The organism is Sphingobium sp. TA15, from assembly GCF_037101235.1.
Taxonomy (GTDB): domain Bacteria; phylum Pseudomonadota; class Alphaproteobacteria; order Sphingomonadales; family Sphingomonadaceae; genus Sphingobium; species Sphingobium indicum.
This window is the reverse complement of the sequence record NZ_AP025355.1, coordinates 308,642-324,979: the sequence shown is the minus strand read 5'-3', so window position 1 is coordinate 324,979 and position 16,338 is coordinate 308,642. Positions and strand designations below refer to the sequence as shown.

Below are 16,338 nucleotides of genomic sequence, written 5' to 3'. Positions count from 1 at the left end.
CTGCATTTAGCCGCGAAGGCTTTGGTGGTTTGAAGCCTTGGCTTTGGTCCGAAATCATGCGATTCTTTAGGATCGAAACGAAGGATCTGTTAAGTTGAAAGAGGCGCTTTGCCAGGCGTTTTGCGGTGATTTGAAACTGACCGATGTGCCGGTCGGCTATGCTGTAACTACGACTTTTCGCCGCGATGATGGGGATTCGGTCGCATTCTATCTCGTGCGTGATCCAACACGTCCAGATATCTATAGAATCGAGGACGATGGCACCACCATACCCTTCTTGGAAGCTTCTGGAGTCGAACTTTCTACAGACACCCGATCAAATGCATTTCAGTCACTACTCGAAAGTCACGACGTTGAGTTCGATGAGGACGAAATGCTGCTGCACACAGCCAGCCTTAATCAAAGTGAATTGCCTAAAGCAGCAATGCGCTTTCTATCATTTATGTTACGTATAAATGATTTCTTGCTGCTGACGAAAGATAAGGTTGTAAGCACCTTCAAAGAAGATGCGGTTAATCAAATCTTGGATAGGCTCGAAGGCAAGGCCACCATCGATTTAGACAAACCTGTTGGACGTCATCTTTCCGACACCATTCCGGACATGGTTATCCGTGCAAACAATCGACCGCCTGTGGCGCTCTTTTTTGGCACGTCTGCCCAAAGAGTTAACGATGCTATATTTCTGCAAATGCAAGCGCTCTATGAAGTAAAGGAAGCGGTGCAGGTCATCGCATTACTCGAACGCGAGAACGTGATTGGCCATGATTTACGTCGGCGAGCGGCAAATCGTTTAGCTGCTCTGCCAATTTACCGAGGCGATGAAACAACTGCGATAAATCGCATCGAGCGCGAAGCGATCGGTTCAACTTTGGGAGCAGTTCACTAAATAGGCGCATCTTAATGAAGGCGAAGACCTCAAACGCTGGCTCGTTACTCTCGAACAATTCGGTCGCAAATTGCCCACCGCCATACCGAACTCGCTCGGCATCACCGACGATGACATGCCCCGCAACAGCGACACCCGTCGCACCGCCAGCAAAAAAGTCCTTCTCAAAACCATTAAGGGCGCAAGCAGCAACTGGTAGCTCCACTCCAATTCGCTTTACACAGGTAAACACAACAACTCATCCAGATCAGACCAATCCCGCTTTTCGCTGACTGGCGCCAGCCTCCAGAACTGATATTCTCCACCGATGCCCAAACTCGACCCCATCATATCCGAGTTCGCTACGACTGAGGAGGCTGAGGCCTATGATGCATGGTTTCGCGCAAAGGTGGAGAATTCGCTTGCGTCCGATAAGCCCGGCATTCCTCATGAGGAGGTCATGGCGATGATGAAAAAGATCATCGATCGAAAGAAGCAGGCATGACAAGGTCACTGTCTTAGCGCACCTGTTCCCATTTTGTTCTGTCCTACACACCCTCCCCTGACATATCCTCCCGGCAAAGCACCTCACGGAAAAGGGCCTTGCCATGACCTGCCAATTCCCTCCCCTCCCCACCCCCGCGCAGCAGATCCGCGCCGACGGCTGGAGCCCCGCTCGCCAACGCGCCTTCCTTGAAACCCTCGCCGCCACCGGCATCATTCTCTCCGCCTGCGAAGCCGCCCACATCAGCCCGCGCTCGGCCTATGCCCTGCGCATCCGCCGCGACGGCGCGGCCTTTCGCCTGGGCTGGGACGCCGCCATCCTCATCGCCCGCGCCCGCCTCGCCGACGATCTGCTCGCCCGCGCCCTCACCGGCCATGAGGAGGTGATCCGCAAGGACATGGACGCAGGCGAAATCACCCGCCACCGCCACGACAACCGCCTCGCCATGTCGATGCTCTCCCGCCTCGACCGCATGGCCGACAGCCCGCCGCAGGGCAGCGACGCCGCCCTCGCCCGCGTGGTGGCGCAGGATTTCGCCGCCTATCTCGACATGCTCTGTCCGGAGGATCAGGCGCAGCCCGACCGCCCCGACGCCCCGCCCCCGCCCCAGCCCATGGCCGGCGATGCGGACCACGCCGCCCTGCCCGACTCCGCCTCCCCCGAAGAAACGCCCGCCATCGAACAGGCCGCCACAGCCTTGTCGCCCGGCGCGTCCGCCGCGCTGTTCGTCGCCGCGCGCCTGGCGCTGGGCGAGGGCGGCAAGGCCCCGCTCTATCCCCTCGATGGACGGTGTGAACTTCGGCCCATTCCCGCCGCTCCGCCGGTCGACCGCGCCAGCTTCCCGCCGGAGGAAGCCGCCGCCCGGCTGCGCGGCATCTGGTGGGATGAGGAAAGGGAGGGCTGGCGCACCGACTATCCCGCGCCGCCCGGCTTCGACGGCGACGAAAGCGACCCCCTCTACGACATCGACGCCTATGAGCGCGACCTGACGACGGCGGAGGAACAGGCGCTGGCCCTGCGCGTGGAGGCGCAGCGCCGCCCCTATGAACATGCCGCCGCCCGCGCCCGCGACGCCTTTTTCGGCTTCGCCGCGCTGGCGGGAGCAGGATGATCGCACCCGCCGATTTGCTATTCCGCCCCCATGCCCCTATATGGGGAAGGCTATAGTCGCAAATCGACGGTCTTTCGGCGCTTTGCGGCACCAAACTTCCTTCTTTCCCTGCCCCTCTAGCGCAAGGCCCGTCCACACGGGACGCGCCCACGTAAAGAAGGAAATACCCCATGAGCATCATCGGAACCGTCAAATTCTTCAACGCCGACAAGGGCTATGGCTTCATCGCTCCCGATGACGGCAGCCCGGACGCCTTCGTCCACATCTCTGCCGTGGAGCGCGGCGGTCTCGCCACCCTGCGCGAAAAGGACCGCGTCTCCTATGATCTGGAGCAGGACAAGCGCGGCAAGATGGCGGCGGTGAATATCCAGCACGCGCAATGATGCGCCGCTGACAGGCCGGGCGCCGCCCACGCGGCGCCCGCCATTCTTGAAAGGAGCGTCCCATGGCCAACCCCGATTTCCGCGCCCTCGCCCGCCAGGCCCGAAACGAAGCCGACGCCGCCACCCTGGACAATGTCCGCCAGCGCTGCCTGCGCTCCGAAGCCGCCTTTCTGGTCATGGCCCGACGACAGGAATATGTCGACGAAAGCCGCGCCCGCCGCGTTGCCGCCGCGGGCTGAACAACGCCGCCCGGCTCCTCGCATCGCCGGCCCCGCTCGCCCTGCCGCACCGCCGGAACCGATCCGCGCCGCCAATGTTATCCTTGCAAATTCCCTACGAAACAAGGAGCCAACCCCATGATCCGCACCCTGATCTTCGGCGCGATCGCAGGCTATGTCGGCAAGAAACTCTATGACGAAGGCAAGCTGACGGAATTCAAGGACGATCTCGTCGCCCGCTACAACCAGGCGAAGTCGGACCTCGACCAGCGCCGCGACAGCGACACGACGGCGACCAGCCCCAATCTCGCCACGCCCGCCGCCAGCACCACCGGCGCCGCGCCCCTGACGCCCTGACGGCCGACCCCATCCCTTTCCAGCGGTGAACACCCTCTCCCCGCTGGCATCACTGCCCGCCCGGCTGCCTTTCCCCCCTTTTGGCGCCGCGGCGGGCAGACTATTTCGCGCAACTTCCCCCTCTCCCAGGGGTTGTCCCCGTGGCAGGGACAAGATGAGGAGAGAAAAACATGCGCACCCCCCTATTGGCAGCGGCGCTGCTTGCGATGCCGTTGACGGCCTGCGTTTCGGATGGCGACGGCAGCCGCTACGGCTATGACCGCCCCGGCTACGGCCAACGCCCCGGCGGCCGTCCCATTGGCGAGAATGACTATATCTACCGCGACAATGACGGCCGCTACTATTGCAAGCGCGACGACGGCACCACCGGCACGATAGTCGGCGCCATAGCGGGCGGCGTATTGGGCAACATCATCGCGCCGGGCGGCTCCAAGACGCTGGGCACCATCATCGGCGGCGCCGGCGGCGCCCTCGCCGGCCGCGCCATCGACAAGAATGACGTCCGCTGCGAATAGCACGAAAAAAGGGCGCGGACCCAAAGGCCCGCGCCCTCCTTTCCGAACCCTGTTCAGGCTTACAGCTTCTCGACCAGCTCCGGCACGACCTTGAACAGGTCGCCGACCAGCCCGATGTCCGCCACCTGGAAGATCGGCGCATCCTCATCCTTGTTGATGGCGATGATGGTCTTGCTGTCCTTCATCCCCGCCAGATGCTGGATCGCCCCGGAAATGCCCACGGCGATATAGACTTCCGGCGCCACGATCTTGCCGGTCTGCCCGACCTGATAGTCGTTCGGCACATAACCCGCGTCGACCGCGGCGCGGCTCGCACCGACCGCCGCGCCCAGCTTGTCCGCCAGCGGGAAGATGGTTGCCTCGAACGTCTCGCCGTCCTTCAGCGCGCGACCGCCCGACACGATCACCTTGGCAGAAGTCAGCTCCGGCCGCTCCAGCTTGGCGATCTCCGCCCCGACGAAGGACGACAGCCCCTTGTCCCCGGTCGAAGCCACCGCTTCCACCGCCCCGTTGCCGCCTTCCTTGGCCGCCTTCTCGAAAGCCGTGCCGCGAACGGTGATGACCTTCTTGGCGTCCTTCGACTTGACGGTCGCGATGGCGTTGCCGGCATAGATGGGCCGGGTGAACGTGTCTTCGCTCTCGACCGACAAAATGTCGCTGATCTGCATCACGTCGAGCAGCGCGGCGACACGCGGCGCGATATTCTTGCCGTTGCTGGTGGCCGGCGCGACGAAAGCGTCATGGCTGCCCATCAGTTCGACGACCAGCGGCGCGACATTCTCGGCCAGCGCATGACCGAAAGCGGCGTCGTCCGCGACATGGACCTTGCCCACGCCAGCGATCCTGGCGGCTTCGGCGGCAACGCCGCCGACGTCCTGACCGGCGACCAGCAGATGCACTTCACCCAGCTTCGATGCGGCGGTGACGGCGGAAAGGGTCGCGTCCTTGACGGCGCCGCCCTCATGTTCAACCCAGACAAGCGTCTTCATGCGGCAACTCCCAGAGCCTTGAGCTTCGCGACCAGTTCATCGACGTCAGCCACCTTCACGCCGGCCGAACGCTTGGCCGGTTCGGCCACGGAAAGCGTCTCCAGCCTCGGCGAAATGTCCACGCCGTAATCGGCGGGCGCCTTGGTCGCCAGCGGCTTCGACTTCGCCTTCATGATGTTGGGCAGCGAAGCATAGCGCGGCTCGTTCAGGCGCAGGTCGGTGGTGATGATGGCGGGCGTGTTGAGCTTCACCGTCTCCAGGCCGCCGTCCACTTCGCGGGTCACGCTGACCTTGTCGCCCTCGACCTCCACCTTGCTGGCGAAGGTGCCCTGCGGCAGGTTCAGCAGCGCGGCGAGCATCTGGCCGGTCTGGTTGCTGTCGTCGTCGATCGCCTGCTTGCCCAGGATGATGAGGCCGGCGCCTTCCTCTTCCTGCACCTTGGCGAGCAGCTTGGCGACGCCCAGCGGTTCCACCTCGTCATCGGTCTGGATCAGGATCGCCCGGTCCGCTCCCATGGCCAGAGCCGTGCGCAGCGTCTCCTGCGCCTTGGCGACGCCGATCGACACGGCGACCACCTCGGTCGCCACGCCCTTTTCCTTCAGGCGGATGGCTTCCTCGACCGCGATCTCGTCAAACGGGTTCATGCTCATCTTGACGTTCGCCAGGTCGACGCCCGTTCCATCCGCCTTCACCCGAGGCTTCACATTGTAATCAATCACCCGCTTCACGGGCACAAGGATCTTCATCTCAACATCCTTCCTTCATTCACGCCATGCCCGCAGATGCGCCAGCAAATGCGAACGAGGGCGCGGGCGGCCCGTTCCCGGACCACCCGCACCCCTTTTGGTGTCTTGTTCAGGCGTAAAGCTGCGTCAGGCCGCCTTCCTCACTTCCGCCACGATCTTCCTGGCCGCGTCGCCCAGATCGTCCGCCGGGACGATGGCCAGGCCCGAAGCCGCGAGAATGTCCTTGCCCTGCTGGACGTTCGTGCCTTCCAGGCGGACGACCAGCGGAACCGACAGGTTCACGTCCTTGGCGGCGGCGACGATGCCGTCGGCAATGATGTCGCACTTCATGATGCCGCCGAAGATATTGACGAGAATGCCCTTCACCGCCGGATCCTTTAGGATGATCTTGAAGGCTGCGGTCACCTTCTCCTTGGAAGCGCCGCCGCCGACGTCCAGGAAGTTGGCGGGGAATTCGCCGTTCAGCTTGATGATGTCCATGGTCGCCATGGCCAGGCCGGCGCCGTTCACCATGCAGCCGATATTGCCGTCCAGCTTGATGTAGGCGAGGTCATATTCCGAAGCCTCGACCTCAGCCGCGTCTTCCTCGGTCAGGTCGCGCAGCTCGACGATGTCCTTGTGACGGAACAGCGCGTTGCCGTCGAAGCCGACCTTGGCGTCGAGGACGAGCAGGTTGCCCTGCTGGGTGACGGCCAGCGGGTTGATTTCGATCTGCGAGGCGTCGGTCGCCAGGAAGGCTTCATAGAGCGAGGATGCGACCTTGGCGGCCTGCTTCGCCTGATCGCCGGTCAGTTCCAGCGCGGCGGCGACGGCGCGGCCATGGTGCGGCATGAAGCCGGTGGCCGGATCGACGGCGAAGGTATGGATCTTCTCAGGGGTCGAGTGGGCGACTTCCTCGATGTCCATGCCGCCCTCGGTCGACACGACGAAGGCCACGCGGCCGGTGGCGCGGTCGACCAGCAGAGCCAGGTAGAATTCCTTGGCGATGTCGGCGCCGTCGGTGACGTAGAGGCGGTTGACCTGCTTGCCCGCTTCGCCGGTCTGGATGGTGACCAGCGTGTTGCCCAGCATGTCGGCGGCGTGGGCCTTCACCTCGTCCAGGTTGAAGGCCAGGCGGACGCCCCCCTTCGCATCGGGACCGAGTTCCTTGAACTTGCCCTTGCCGCGGCCGCCGGCGTGGATCTGCGACTTCACGACATAGAGCGGCCCAGGCAGCTTCTTGGCAGCCTCGACGGCTTCCTCGACGGAGAAGGCTGCATAGCCGGCGGCGATCGGCGCGCCATATTTCGCCAGCAGCTCCTTCGCCTGATATTCGTGGATGTTCATGGGGCTCGCCCGTCCTTTCCGCTGAAACTCTTGTGATCAGCGGCTAAGCACAGGCAAAGGGGCAATGCCAGCGAATTTCGCAAATCAACTTTGCAAAATTGCAAAACCTTGCGAAGCGATCCCCGGCCTTATTGCGGAATCAGCGATCGATGGCGCAGATGATCGCCGCCTTGCTGGTCACGGCAAATATCTCCGGATCCTCCAGCGCGCGGACCTTGAAGAGGAACCGATCGACGGTCATGTCCGCCATGTGAGACTTGCGGAGCGAGGCCAGCGACTGGAGCCTGCGGAGTTGCGGCAGGCTCAGCCGGTCGACCATCCTTTCGGCCATGCAGGCCGCCATGCGGGGTGATATGCCCGCATCGATCAGCCCCGCGCGAAGACGCGATTCGGGCGACACGGTCGCGCAGGACATGAGAAGGAGGGAAGCGCCGAGCCCGCAGGCCAGCGAACGGAGGGGGATGGCTGTCATCCCCGCTTCATGGCAAGCATGGTCTGAACAGAGGCTAAATGCTTGCCGCGGCCAAAGGAGAAAAAGAGAGATGGACAGGATTTTCACGGCCTTTGCCCACCGGATCGCGAGTTGGTCGGGCCAGCCTGCGGCCTTCATCCTGGCCGTGCTGGTGATCCTGGGCTGGATCGTGACTGGCCCGATCTTCCATTATTCCGACACCTGGCAGCTTATCATCAACACCGGCACGACGATCGTCACTTTCCTGATGGTCTTCCTGATCCAGAATGCGCAAAATCGCGACAGCTCCGCCATCCAGGCGAAAATGGACGAATTGATCCGCGCCATGTCGACGGCGCGCAATGAATTCATCGGCATCGAGCATCTGACCGAAGCGGAACTGGAGCAGATCAAGTCGGTTCTGGAAAAGGAATGCGGCGACAATGAAACGCACCGCCAATCGATAGAGCGGCTGATCGAACGAAGATGATCGCTGGCCGGCTCCGCCAGAGCGCGCGGCTTTAATGCGCCAGATCGACCAGCCTTTCATTCCGGCGGCGATAGGCGTCGATCCGATCCGTATAGCCGCGCGCAAGGCCTTCATAGGCTTCCCGGCCCTTTGCCGACCGGCTCATCTGCGCGCGGATCATTGCAACCTGCTGCCTGTGAAGCAGATAGTTGACATCCATCTCCCCATTCATATTCACCCTCCTACCTGATCGCTGAAAGAGATTGGTTGGGGTTCGCATCTTGTGCGAGTCGCTCTACGGCAGGCGCACGATAGCATCGGGCCAATGGCCATGCGATTCCATCCGGCGCATGGAAGGAGCGGCCTGGCGGATAATCCCGATCCTCAGGGTCGCCTGGCGCCGCGCAGGACGAGATAGCCCATGATGGCCGAAAGCAGCGAGCCGGCGAGAATGCCGATCTTCGCCTGCTCGACAAGCGTCGGGGAATGGGGGAAGGCGAGAGCGCCGATGAAGAGGCTCATCGTAAAACCGATGCCGCAAAGAAGCGCCATGCCATAGACCTGCGCCCAGCTTGCGCCGCCGGGCCTTTCCGCGATCCCCCAACGGTCCGCCAGCCAGATTCCGCCGAAGATGCCGATCTGCTTGCCGAAGAACAGGCCAAGCGCCACGCCCAGCGGCAATGGCGTAAACAGCATGCCGATCACCGTGCGATCCACCGGCACGCCCGCATTGACGAAGCCGAAAAGCGGCACGATCAGATAAGCGCTCCAGGGATGCACCGCATGCTCCAGCCGATGCAGCGGGCTGTCGACGGCGTCCGGCGCGCCGGGCGTGGGCTTGATCGGGATGAACATCGCCGTCAGCACGCCGGACACGGTCGCATGCACGCCCGAAAGCAGGGTGAAATACCACAGGACCGCGAAGATCAGGAGATAGGGTGAGAGCGCCTGAATCCGCAAGCGGTTGAGCCCCCACATCAACAGGAGCATCGCCGCCGCGCCGCCCAGGGCGGCCAGGTCGATGCCCTGGGTGTAAACCAGCGCGATGATCGCGACAGCCCCCATGTCGTCGACGATGGCGATGGCCGTCAGCATCAGTTTGAGCGAGGCCGGCACCCGCCGCCCCAGCAGCGCCACCACGCCGATCGCAAAGGCGATGTCGGTGGCCGCCGGAATGGCCCAGCCGTTCGAGAGGGCGGATTGCCCCCCGGCGATGGCGAGATAGACGCAGGCCGGCACGACCATGCCCGCCGCCGCCGCGATGAACGGCAACCGCCTGCGTTCCCATGTCGAAAGGCCTCCGTCGACCAGTTCGCGCTTGATCTCCAGCCCCACCAGCAGGAAGAAGATCGCCATCAGCCCGTCATTGACCCACAGGTGGACGGTCATGCGGCCCAGGCCGGGCTTCAGTTCCGGCCCGATCCCGGCATGGACGAAGGCGTGATGGAAGTGCCCCGCCGCGCCGGGCAGATTGGCGAACAGCATGGCCATGGAAGCGGCCGCCATCAGCAGGACGCCGCTGCCCGCTTCGCTCCTCAGGAAATCGCGCAATGCCGAGGATGGACGGTTGATCATGCTTGCTCCTGCGACGTCGGGACTCAATATAGTTTCGATATGGCAATGAATTAATATTTGAGAATCAAATCTTTGCTGCCATATGGTGATCAGCGGAGATAGGGAGTTACATTCCGTGGGGGAAGCGATCTTCGCTGTTCTGGCGAGGGTTCATCATGAAATCCTGCTGTTCGCGGTGGTGGGACTGGCGATCGGCGGAATCGATGATTTCATCATAGACATGGTCTTCCTGTGTCGAAGGCTGTGGCGCAAGTTGATTATCTATTCGCGCCACCGACGAATGACGACCGCGACCCTTCCGGTTTCGCCGCGGCCAGGCCGCATCGCCATCTTCATACCCGCCTGGCAGGAGGCCGATGTGATCGGCCCGATGCTGGACAATGCGCTGGGCCAGTGGGGCGATCAGGATTATCGGATCTTCGTCGGCGTCTATCCCAATGACCGGGCGACGTTGGACATCCTCGCGCCCCTGGCCGCGGGGAACGATCGGCTGATCCTGTGCATCAACGAACGGGACGGACCGACGACGAAGGCCGATTGCCTGAACGTAGCCTGGCGCGCCATGCTGCGGGAGGAGGAACGCACGGGGGTCCGCTTCAAGGCGATCGCGCTGCACGATGCGGAAGATGTCGTCCACCGCGACGAGATCCTGCTGTTCGATCTGATGACGGACCGATTCCAGCTCGTCCAGCTCCCGGTCCTGCCGCTGCGCGGCCATGGCGGTTGGTGGTCGAGGGCCATAGCCAATCATTACTGCGACGAATTCTCAGAGAGTCATGGCAAGTTCCTGACCGTGCGCGAAGCCATGGGCGCGTCCATGCCCTCGGCCGGGGTCGCCTGCGCGTTCGAGCGGCAGATATTGGAGCGGCTCGTGAATCCCGCCACCGGCGGACCGTTCGATCCGGAATCGCTGACCGAGGATTATGAGGTCGGGCTGCGCATCGGCAATATGGGCGGGCGCGGCATATTCGTCCGCATGCGCGACAGGGACGGCCAACTTGTCGCGACAAAGGAATATTTCCCCGACAATCTGAAGGGCGCCGTCAGACAGAAGGCGCGCTGGATGGTGGGCATTTCGCTTGCCGGGTGGGACCGCATGGGCTGGCACGGCGGCCCCGCCGAATGGTGGATGCGCATGCGGGACCGCACGGCCGCCCTTTCCGCCTTCATCCTGTTCACCGCCTATCTGGCGCTGCTGCTCTGGGGCGTGCTGTTGGTCGGAAGCCTGTTCACCGCCTTTCCAGTGCCCAATCCCACGCCCACGGTCGAAGCGCTGTTGTGGATCAACTTCGGCTTCATGATCTGGCGCATGGCGATGCGCGCGATTTTCGCGGGCCTCGCCTATGGCTGGGCCTTCGGGCTGGGGGCGATACCGCGCACGCTGATCGCGAACATCATTGCGATGATGGCCGCCCGTCGCGCGGTGTTCCTGTATCTTCGGTCGCTGGTCGGCAGGCCGCTGACCTGGGACAAGACGCAGCACCGCTTTCCCGACCTGGATTCTCCGGCATGAACGAGGCCGCCACGGGGCGCCCGTTCCGCTTCTTCGTCCTGGTCATGACGGGCTGGATCGCGATCCGCCTGGCCGGTTCGGAGGGCGACCTTCCCGATGCGGCGACAGGAATGATCGATGAGGAGACTTTCCATCCTGCCGCCTATTCGAAAAATGGAGCGGTAAAGGCGAGAAGATTTGGCCTGCCGCTTTGGCGGGATACGCCGCGCCCAGGGCCGGGCGCCGCGCCCCTCGCGCGGCCCAGGCGCTTCATGGCATTATCGCGGCCGGGCAGGAAGATGGGGGCGAACTCCCCCGCCCTGGCCGCCAAAGAGGAAGCCTCGACGGCATGGGAGATGGGCAAGGCCGGTGAAACCGCTGCACCGATCAACCCTGCGCCTGCCCTGCCTCCTGCTTCCCCTCCATCGGCAGGCGTTGCGCGTTGGCATGGCAGCGCCTGGCTGTTCTGGCGCGACGGAAGCGCGACCCGCGCCGATGCGGTGACGGGCGGCAGGCTCGGCGGATCGCAATCGGGCGTCCGCCTTGATTTCGATCTGACCCCGCAGGCGTCGAGCCGGGCGACCGCTTATGCGCGAGCCAGCGCCGCGCTCAACGATCCGGCTTCTCCCGAAGCGGCGTTGGGCTTGGCATGGCAGCCGGCACGCAGCATTGCGATCAGCTTCGCGGCTGAGAGACGGATCGCGCTGGGCAAGGGCGGGCGCAACGCCAATGCCGTGCTGGCCGTGGGCGGTTTCGGGCCGACGCCGCTCGCTCGCTTTCTGGAAGCCGAAGCCTATGCGCAGGGCGGCATGGTCGGTTTCCGCTCTCGCGACCTGTTCGTCGACGGCAAGATGTCGCTGCTGTCGCCGCTCGGCCATTCGCCCGTGCGGATCGGCAGCAGCCTCTCCGGCGGCGCGCAACCGCAGGTCGAGCGGCTGGACATCGGCCCGGAGCTTCAAATGCGCCTGCCGCTTAAACCCGCCGCGGCAAGGTTGAGCATCGAATGGCGGGAACGCGTTGCAGGCCGGGCAGCGCCGCCTTCCGGCCTCGCCGTCACGTTGGGGGCTGATTTTTAAGCGGCTGCGCCTTTATCTCTCCGCATATTGGGCTTAACCCAGGAACCGCATGGATCTCTATCTGCCCATCGCCAACCTGTCGGTGAATGCGCTGGTCATCATTGCCCTGGGCGGCGTGGTGGGCCTGCTTTCCGGCATGTTCGGGGTCGGCGGCGGATTTCTGACGACGCCTCTGCTGATCTTCTACGGCATCCCGCCGACCGTCGCGGCGGCTTCGGCGGCCAGCCAGGTGACGGGCGCCAGCGTGTCCGGCGTCTTCACCCATATGGCGCGCGGCACGGTCGACTTCCGCATGGGCGGCGTGCTGATCGCCGGCGGCGTGGTGGGCGCGGGCCTGGGCGTGCTGATCTTCCGCATGTTGCAAGTCATAGGGCAGATCGACACGGTGATCGGCATTCTCTACGTGCTGATGCTGGGCGGCATCGGATTACTGATGGCGAAGGAGTCCATACAGGCTCTGGTCGCGCTCAAGACCGGCAGGAAGATCCAGGCGCGCAAGAGGCGGCATCATCCGCTGGTCGCCGCCATGCCGATGCGGTGGCGCTTCTATCGGTCGGGGCTCTACATCTCTCCGCTGGCGCCGCTGCTGCTGGGCATGGCGACAGGCATCCTCACCATGCTGCTCGGCGTGGGCGGCGGGTTCATCCTGGTCCCGGCGATGCTCTATCTGCTGGGCATGACGACCCAGTCGGTGGTCGGCACGTCGCTGTTCCAGATATTGTTCGTGACCATGGCGACGACGATGATGCACGCCATGACGACCCATGCGGTCGACCTGGTGCTGGCGCTGCTGCTGCTGATCGGCAGCGTCACCGGGGCACAGTTGGGGACGCGCATCTCCATGACGATCCGGCCCGAATATCTGCGCATCCTGCTGGCCGCGATCGTTCTGCTGGTCGCGGCGCGGATGGCGCTGGGCCTGGGGTTCCGTCCCGACGAAATCTATACTGTGGAGATCCGGTGAGGCGGCGGGCGCTTCTGGCGCTGCCCCCGGCCCTGCTGCTGCTGACCGCGGCGGACGAACCGATGCTGGTGCCCGACGTGTCCCAGCGGGACGTGGAAATACAATATAGCTTCACCGGCGCAGACCTGCTGCTGTTCGGCGCGATCGTCTATCCCGACGGGCGGCGGCCCAGCAAGCCGCCGGACATCATGGTCGTGCTGAAGGGGCCGGACCAGTCGATCACGATGCGCGAAAAGCGGAAGGTTGCCGGCATCTGGGTCAATGCCGACAGCGCGCGCTTCCGCTCGGCCCCCAGCTTCTACGCCATCGCATCGTCCCGGCCGGTCGACAAGGTGGTCGATGAGCGGACGGCCGCGATCTACGAGATGGGCGTGGACAAGCTCCAGCTTTCGCCCTCCTCGCTCAACGACAGCGCGGAACTGGATCGGTTCCAGAAGGGGTTGATCGACCTCAGGGAACGCGCCGGGCTCTATGTCGAGCGGCCCGGAACGGTCGAAATCACCGACGGCGTGCTCTATCGCGCCCGGCTGCCGCTTTCGGCGCGCGTGATCGTGGGCGATTATACGGCGGAAACCTTCCTCGTGCAGGATGGCCGCGTGGTGGCCGCCGCCGTGCGCGACATCACCGTCCGCAAATCGGGGTTCGAACGCTTCATGGCCGTCGCGGCCGAACAATGGCCCTTCGCCTATGGCCTGGTCGCGATGATGCTGGCGGTCGGGATGGGATGGGCGGCGGGCGCCATCGCCAAGCGGGTCTAGGACGGATGGACATTTTGCCATTGAATAGCGGTCAGTCCCGAAGCGCGAACGGGTCGTCCTTCGTCACAGGGGCGTTATGAATTGGCGCTTTTCCGATGGCTTTCCGGCCGCTACGGCATTTGCGGTCCCACGCATGGCGTGCGTTCCGCGCGCCATATTCTCTTGAGCGAGTAAACCGCCTATGCAATCCGTCACCCTCACCCGCTTCCTGATCGAGCAGCAGCGCCAGGCCAATGCCATCCCGCCGCAATTGCGCCTGCTGATCGAAACCGTCGCGCGCACCTGCAAGACGATCAGCCACAGCGTGTCCAAGGGCGCGCTGGGCGAAGTGCTGGGCAGCCTGGGCAGCGAGAATGTGCAGGGGGAGGTGCAGAAGAAGCTGGACGTCATCGCCAACGAACTGCTGCTGGACGCCAATGAATGGGGCGGGCACCTGGCCGCCATGGCTTCGGAGGAGATGGAGACGATCCATCGCATCCCCAATCGCTATCCCAAGGGCGAATATCTGCTGCTGTTCGATCCGATCGACGGTTCCAGCAATATCGATGTCGACCTGAGCGTGGGCACGATCTTCTCCGTGCTCAAGGCGCCGGAGGAATGTTCGGGCCGCGAGGTGACGGAGCAGGATTTCCTCCAGCCCGGCACGCAGCAGGTCGCGGCGGGCTATGCGATCTACGGGCCGCAGACGCTGCTGGTGTTGACCATCGGGACGGGCGTCTACGAATTCACGCTGGACCGCGAAATCGGATCGTGGCGGATGACCGACGGGCCGATGGAAATGCCGCAGGGCAATGCCGAATTCGCCATCAACATGGCCCGGCGGCGGCAATGGTCGCCCGGCATCGCGCGCTACATAGAGGAACGCATCCAGGGCACGGAGGGGCCGCTGGGCAAGGATTACAACATGCGCTGGACCGCTTCGATGGTGGCCGACGTGCATCGCATCCTGAAACGGGGCGGCATCTTCCTCTATCCCGCCGATCACCGCTATGCCGACAAGGCGCGGCTGCGGCTGATGTATGAGGCGAACCCCATGTCCTTCCTGGTGGAGCAGGCCGGCGGCGCCGCCAGCAACGGCTATCAGCGGATCATGGAGGTCAAGGCAACCGGACTGCACCAGCGCGTCGGCGTCGTGCTGGGCGACAAGGCGGAGGTGGAAACCGTGGTCGCCTATGGGCGGGAAGGGTAGAATCGCTGAGCACGGGCGGCCTGGAGGAGTGGGCCACTTCCCATCATTGATTTTCGTCACCCCGGGCTTGACCCGGGGTCCCGCTTTCTTTCTGAGTGCGCGCTTCGTCCAAGGCAGCGGGACTCCGGGTCAAGCCCGGGGTGACGAATGGAGGAGTGGCGGGAATCCGCGCCAACTCCCGCCCACCAGCGGCAGGCGGTTGTCAGGAAATGGTCAGCACGCCGTCATAAGCGCGGTCTTCCAGCGCCCGGCCCGCACCCATGGCCACGCAGATCAGCGGCTTGTCCGCGACCGTGACGGGCAGTCCCGTCGCGTCGGACAACGCTTCGTCCAGCCGCCGGAGCAGCGCGCCGCCGCCCGTCAGGGTGATCCCCTCCTCGATGATGTCCGCGGACAGTTCCGGCGCCGTCTGTTCCAGCGCGGTCATCACCGCCATCTTGATCTGGCCGACAGGCTCGGACAGCGCATCCACGATCTCCGCCTCGCTGATCGACATTTCGGCAGGGCGGCCGTTCACCAGATCCCGGCCCTTCACTGTCATGCGACGGCCTTCGCCATCGGGCGAGGTCGCGGCGCCTATTTCGCATTTCACCCGTTCCGACGTCGCTTCGCCGATCATCAGATTATGCGTGCGACGGATATGGGAAGCGATGGCGTCATCCAGCCTGTCGCCGCCGACCCGCGCCGAACTGCTGTAGGCGATGCCGCGCAGGGACAGGACGGCGACCTCCGTCGTCCCGCCGCCGATGTCGACCACCATTGCCCCGCGCGGCTCCGTGACGGGCAGACCTGCGCCGATCGCGGCGGCCATGGGCTCCTCTATAAGCTGGACCCGATAGGCCCCCGCGTTGGAGGCGGCGTCGCGCAGGGCGCGCCGTTCCACCATGGTGGAGCCTGTCGGCACGCAGATCACCACTTCATGGCGGCGGCCGAAGCGGTTAGCGCCGTTCAGCGCCTTGTCGATGAAATGCTTGATCATCTGCTCGGCCACGTCGATGTCCGCGATCACGCCGTCGCGCAACGGCCGGATCGCCTGGATGCCGGCGGGCGTCTTTCCCATCATCAGCTTGGCTTCGTTGCCGACCACCTTGACCTTGCGAATGCCGTCCCGGGTCTCGATCGCGATGACGGAGGGCTCGTTGAGGACGATGCCCCGGTCGCGCACATAGATGACCGTGTTCACGGTTCCAAGGTCGATGGCCATGTCGCAGGCGGAAGAGGAAAAGAAGCGCGGCAGTTTCATGCGAATGGCGGACGATCTGCGATGGGGAGCGGGAAGGCTTCCCCTGCACAGCCCCCTCCGCAAGCAGAAGCAGGGTGCGACGGCCCGTCCGGTATCCGGGGCCAGT

General features: G+C 63.9%; 20 protein-coding genes. 13 read left to right on the top strand and 7 right to left on the bottom strand.

Annotated features, from left to right (window positions below; translation table 11 throughout):
* The first annotated feature begins 94 nt into the window (after positions 1-94).
* The 7 genes from Sj15T_RS01685 (at position 95) to Sj15T_RS01655 (ending at position 3,954) form a co-directional block, all read left to right on the top strand.
* Complete coding sequence (locus Sj15T_RS01685; protein WP_013039604.1) at positions 95-886, top strand: DUF1828 domain-containing protein; 792 nt, start codon at positions 95-97, stop codon at positions 884-886.
* 307 nt (positions 887-1,193) lie between these two features.
* The gene (locus Sj15T_RS01680; RefSeq protein ID WP_013039603.1) at positions 1,194-1,370 is read left to right on the top strand and encodes a hypothetical protein; all 177 of its coding nucleotides are present in this window, start codon (positions 1,194-1,196) and stop codon (positions 1,368-1,370) included.
* 103 nt (positions 1,371-1,473) lie between these two features.
* Positions 1,474-2,481, top strand: coding sequence for a hypothetical protein (locus tag Sj15T_RS01675; protein WP_013039602.1), 1,008 nt, complete (start codon positions 1,474-1,476; stop codon positions 2,479-2,481).
* 170 nt (positions 2,482-2,651) lie between these two features.
* On the top strand, positions 2,652-2,864 hold the full coding sequence (locus tag Sj15T_RS01670; RefSeq protein ID WP_007684722.1) for a cold-shock protein: 213 nt from the start codon (positions 2,652-2,654) through the stop codon (positions 2,862-2,864).
* A gap of 62 nt (positions 2,865-2,926) precedes the next feature.
* The gene (locus tag Sj15T_RS01665) at positions 2,927-3,103 is read left to right on the top strand and encodes a hypothetical protein (RefSeq protein WP_007684721.1); all 177 of its coding nucleotides are present in this window, start codon (positions 2,927-2,929) and stop codon (positions 3,101-3,103) included.
* A gap of 117 nt (positions 3,104-3,220) precedes the next feature.
* Entirely contained in the window at positions 3,221-3,439 is a 219-nt protein-coding gene (locus Sj15T_RS01660) for a hypothetical protein (protein ID WP_013039601.1), read from the top strand.
* A 170-nt stretch (positions 3,440-3,609) separates the two neighbouring features.
* Positions 3,610-3,954, top strand: a complete 345-nt coding sequence (locus Sj15T_RS01655) for a glycine zipper 2TM domain-containing protein (RefSeq protein WP_007684717.1) — start codon at positions 3,610-3,612, stop codon at positions 3,952-3,954.
* A 59-nt stretch (positions 3,955-4,013) separates the two neighbouring features.
* Here the strand turns inward: Sj15T_RS01655 and Sj15T_RS01650 are convergent, their stop codons facing one another.
* The 4 genes from Sj15T_RS01650 to Sj15T_RS01635 form a co-directional block, all read right to left on the bottom strand.
* A complete protein-coding gene (locus tag Sj15T_RS01650) occupies positions 4,014-4,943 on the bottom strand; it encodes an FAD-binding protein (RefSeq protein WP_013039600.1) in 930 nt (309 codons plus the stop codon).
* Positions 4,940-5,689 (bottom strand): electron transfer flavoprotein subunit beta/FixA family protein, encoded by a 750-nt coding sequence (locus Sj15T_RS01645; protein ID WP_013039599.1) that lies wholly within the window; start codon positions 5,687-5,689, stop codon positions 4,940-4,942. The genes Sj15T_RS01650 and Sj15T_RS01645 overlap by 4 nt, the downstream gene beginning before the upstream one ends.
* A gap of 126 nt (positions 5,690-5,815) precedes the next feature.
* The gene (gene sucC / locus Sj15T_RS01640; RefSeq protein ID WP_007684713.1) at positions 5,816-7,015 is read right to left on the bottom strand and encodes an ADP-forming succinate--CoA ligase subunit beta; all 1,200 of its coding nucleotides are present in this window, start codon (positions 7,013-7,015) and stop codon (positions 5,816-5,818) included.
* Between the two features lie 139 nt (positions 7,016-7,154).
* Positions 7,155-7,487 (bottom strand): hypothetical protein, encoded by a 333-nt coding sequence (locus tag Sj15T_RS01635; protein WP_020818432.1) that lies wholly within the window; start codon positions 7,485-7,487, stop codon positions 7,155-7,157.
* 70 nt (positions 7,488-7,557) lie between these two features.
* On the opposite strand from Sj15T_RS01635, the gene Sj15T_RS01630 reads away from it, so the two are divergent.
* Positions 7,558-7,956, top strand: a complete 399-nt coding sequence (locus Sj15T_RS01630; RefSeq protein WP_007684708.1) for a low affinity iron permease family protein — start codon at positions 7,558-7,560, stop codon at positions 7,954-7,956.
* 31 nt (positions 7,957-7,987) lie between these two features.
* Here the strand turns inward: Sj15T_RS01630 and Sj15T_RS01625 are convergent, their stop codons facing one another.
* Positions 7,988-8,167 carry a hypothetical protein gene (locus tag Sj15T_RS01625; RefSeq protein WP_007684706.1) on the bottom strand — a complete coding sequence of 60 codons (180 nt, stop codon included), beginning with the start codon at positions 8,165-8,167 and terminating at the stop codon, positions 7,988-7,990.
* Positions 8,168-8,319: 152 nt separating this feature from the next.
* Complete coding sequence (gene nhaA, locus Sj15T_RS01620; protein WP_013039597.1) at positions 8,320-9,510, bottom strand: Na+/H+ antiporter NhaA; 1,191 nt, start codon at positions 9,508-9,510, stop codon at positions 8,320-8,322.
* Positions 9,511-9,625: 115 nt separating this feature from the next.
* Here nhaA and Sj15T_RS01615 point away from each other — a divergent pair, with 115 nt between their 5' ends.
* The 5 genes from Sj15T_RS01615 to Sj15T_RS01595 all read left to right on the top strand — a co-directional run bounded on the left by Sj15T_RS01615 (position 9,626) and on the right by Sj15T_RS01595 (position 14,989).
* Complete coding sequence (locus Sj15T_RS01615) at positions 9,626-11,023, top strand: glycosyl transferase family protein (protein ID WP_013039596.1); 1,398 nt, start codon at positions 9,626-9,628, stop codon at positions 11,021-11,023.
* The gene (locus Sj15T_RS01610) at positions 11,020-12,078 is read left to right on the top strand and encodes a hypothetical protein (protein WP_013039595.1); all 1,059 of its coding nucleotides are present in this window, start codon (positions 11,020-11,022) and stop codon (positions 12,076-12,078) included. The genes Sj15T_RS01615 and Sj15T_RS01610 overlap by 4 nt, the downstream gene beginning before the upstream one ends.
* 49 nt (positions 12,079-12,127) lie before the next feature.
* The gene (locus tag Sj15T_RS01605) at positions 12,128-13,042 is read left to right on the top strand and encodes a sulfite exporter TauE/SafE family protein (protein ID WP_013039594.1); all 915 of its coding nucleotides are present in this window, start codon (positions 12,128-12,130) and stop codon (positions 13,040-13,042) included.
* Complete coding sequence (locus Sj15T_RS01600) at positions 13,039-13,800, top strand: TIGR02186 family protein (RefSeq protein WP_013039593.1); 762 nt, start codon at positions 13,039-13,041, stop codon at positions 13,798-13,800. Before Sj15T_RS01605 ends, Sj15T_RS01600 begins: the two co-directional genes overlap by 4 nt.
* A 181-nt stretch (positions 13,801-13,981) precedes the next feature.
* Complete coding sequence (locus Sj15T_RS01595; RefSeq protein ID WP_007684693.1) at positions 13,982-14,989, top strand: class 1 fructose-bisphosphatase; 1,008 nt, start codon at positions 13,982-13,984, stop codon at positions 14,987-14,989.
* A gap of 202 nt (positions 14,990-15,191) precedes the next feature.
* Here the strand turns inward: Sj15T_RS01595 and Sj15T_RS01590 are convergent, their stop codons facing one another.
* Entirely contained in the window at positions 15,192-16,232 is a 1,041-nt protein-coding gene (locus tag Sj15T_RS01590; RefSeq protein WP_007684691.1) for a rod shape-determining protein, read from the bottom strand.
* Positions 16,233-16,338 lie beyond the last annotated feature (106 nt).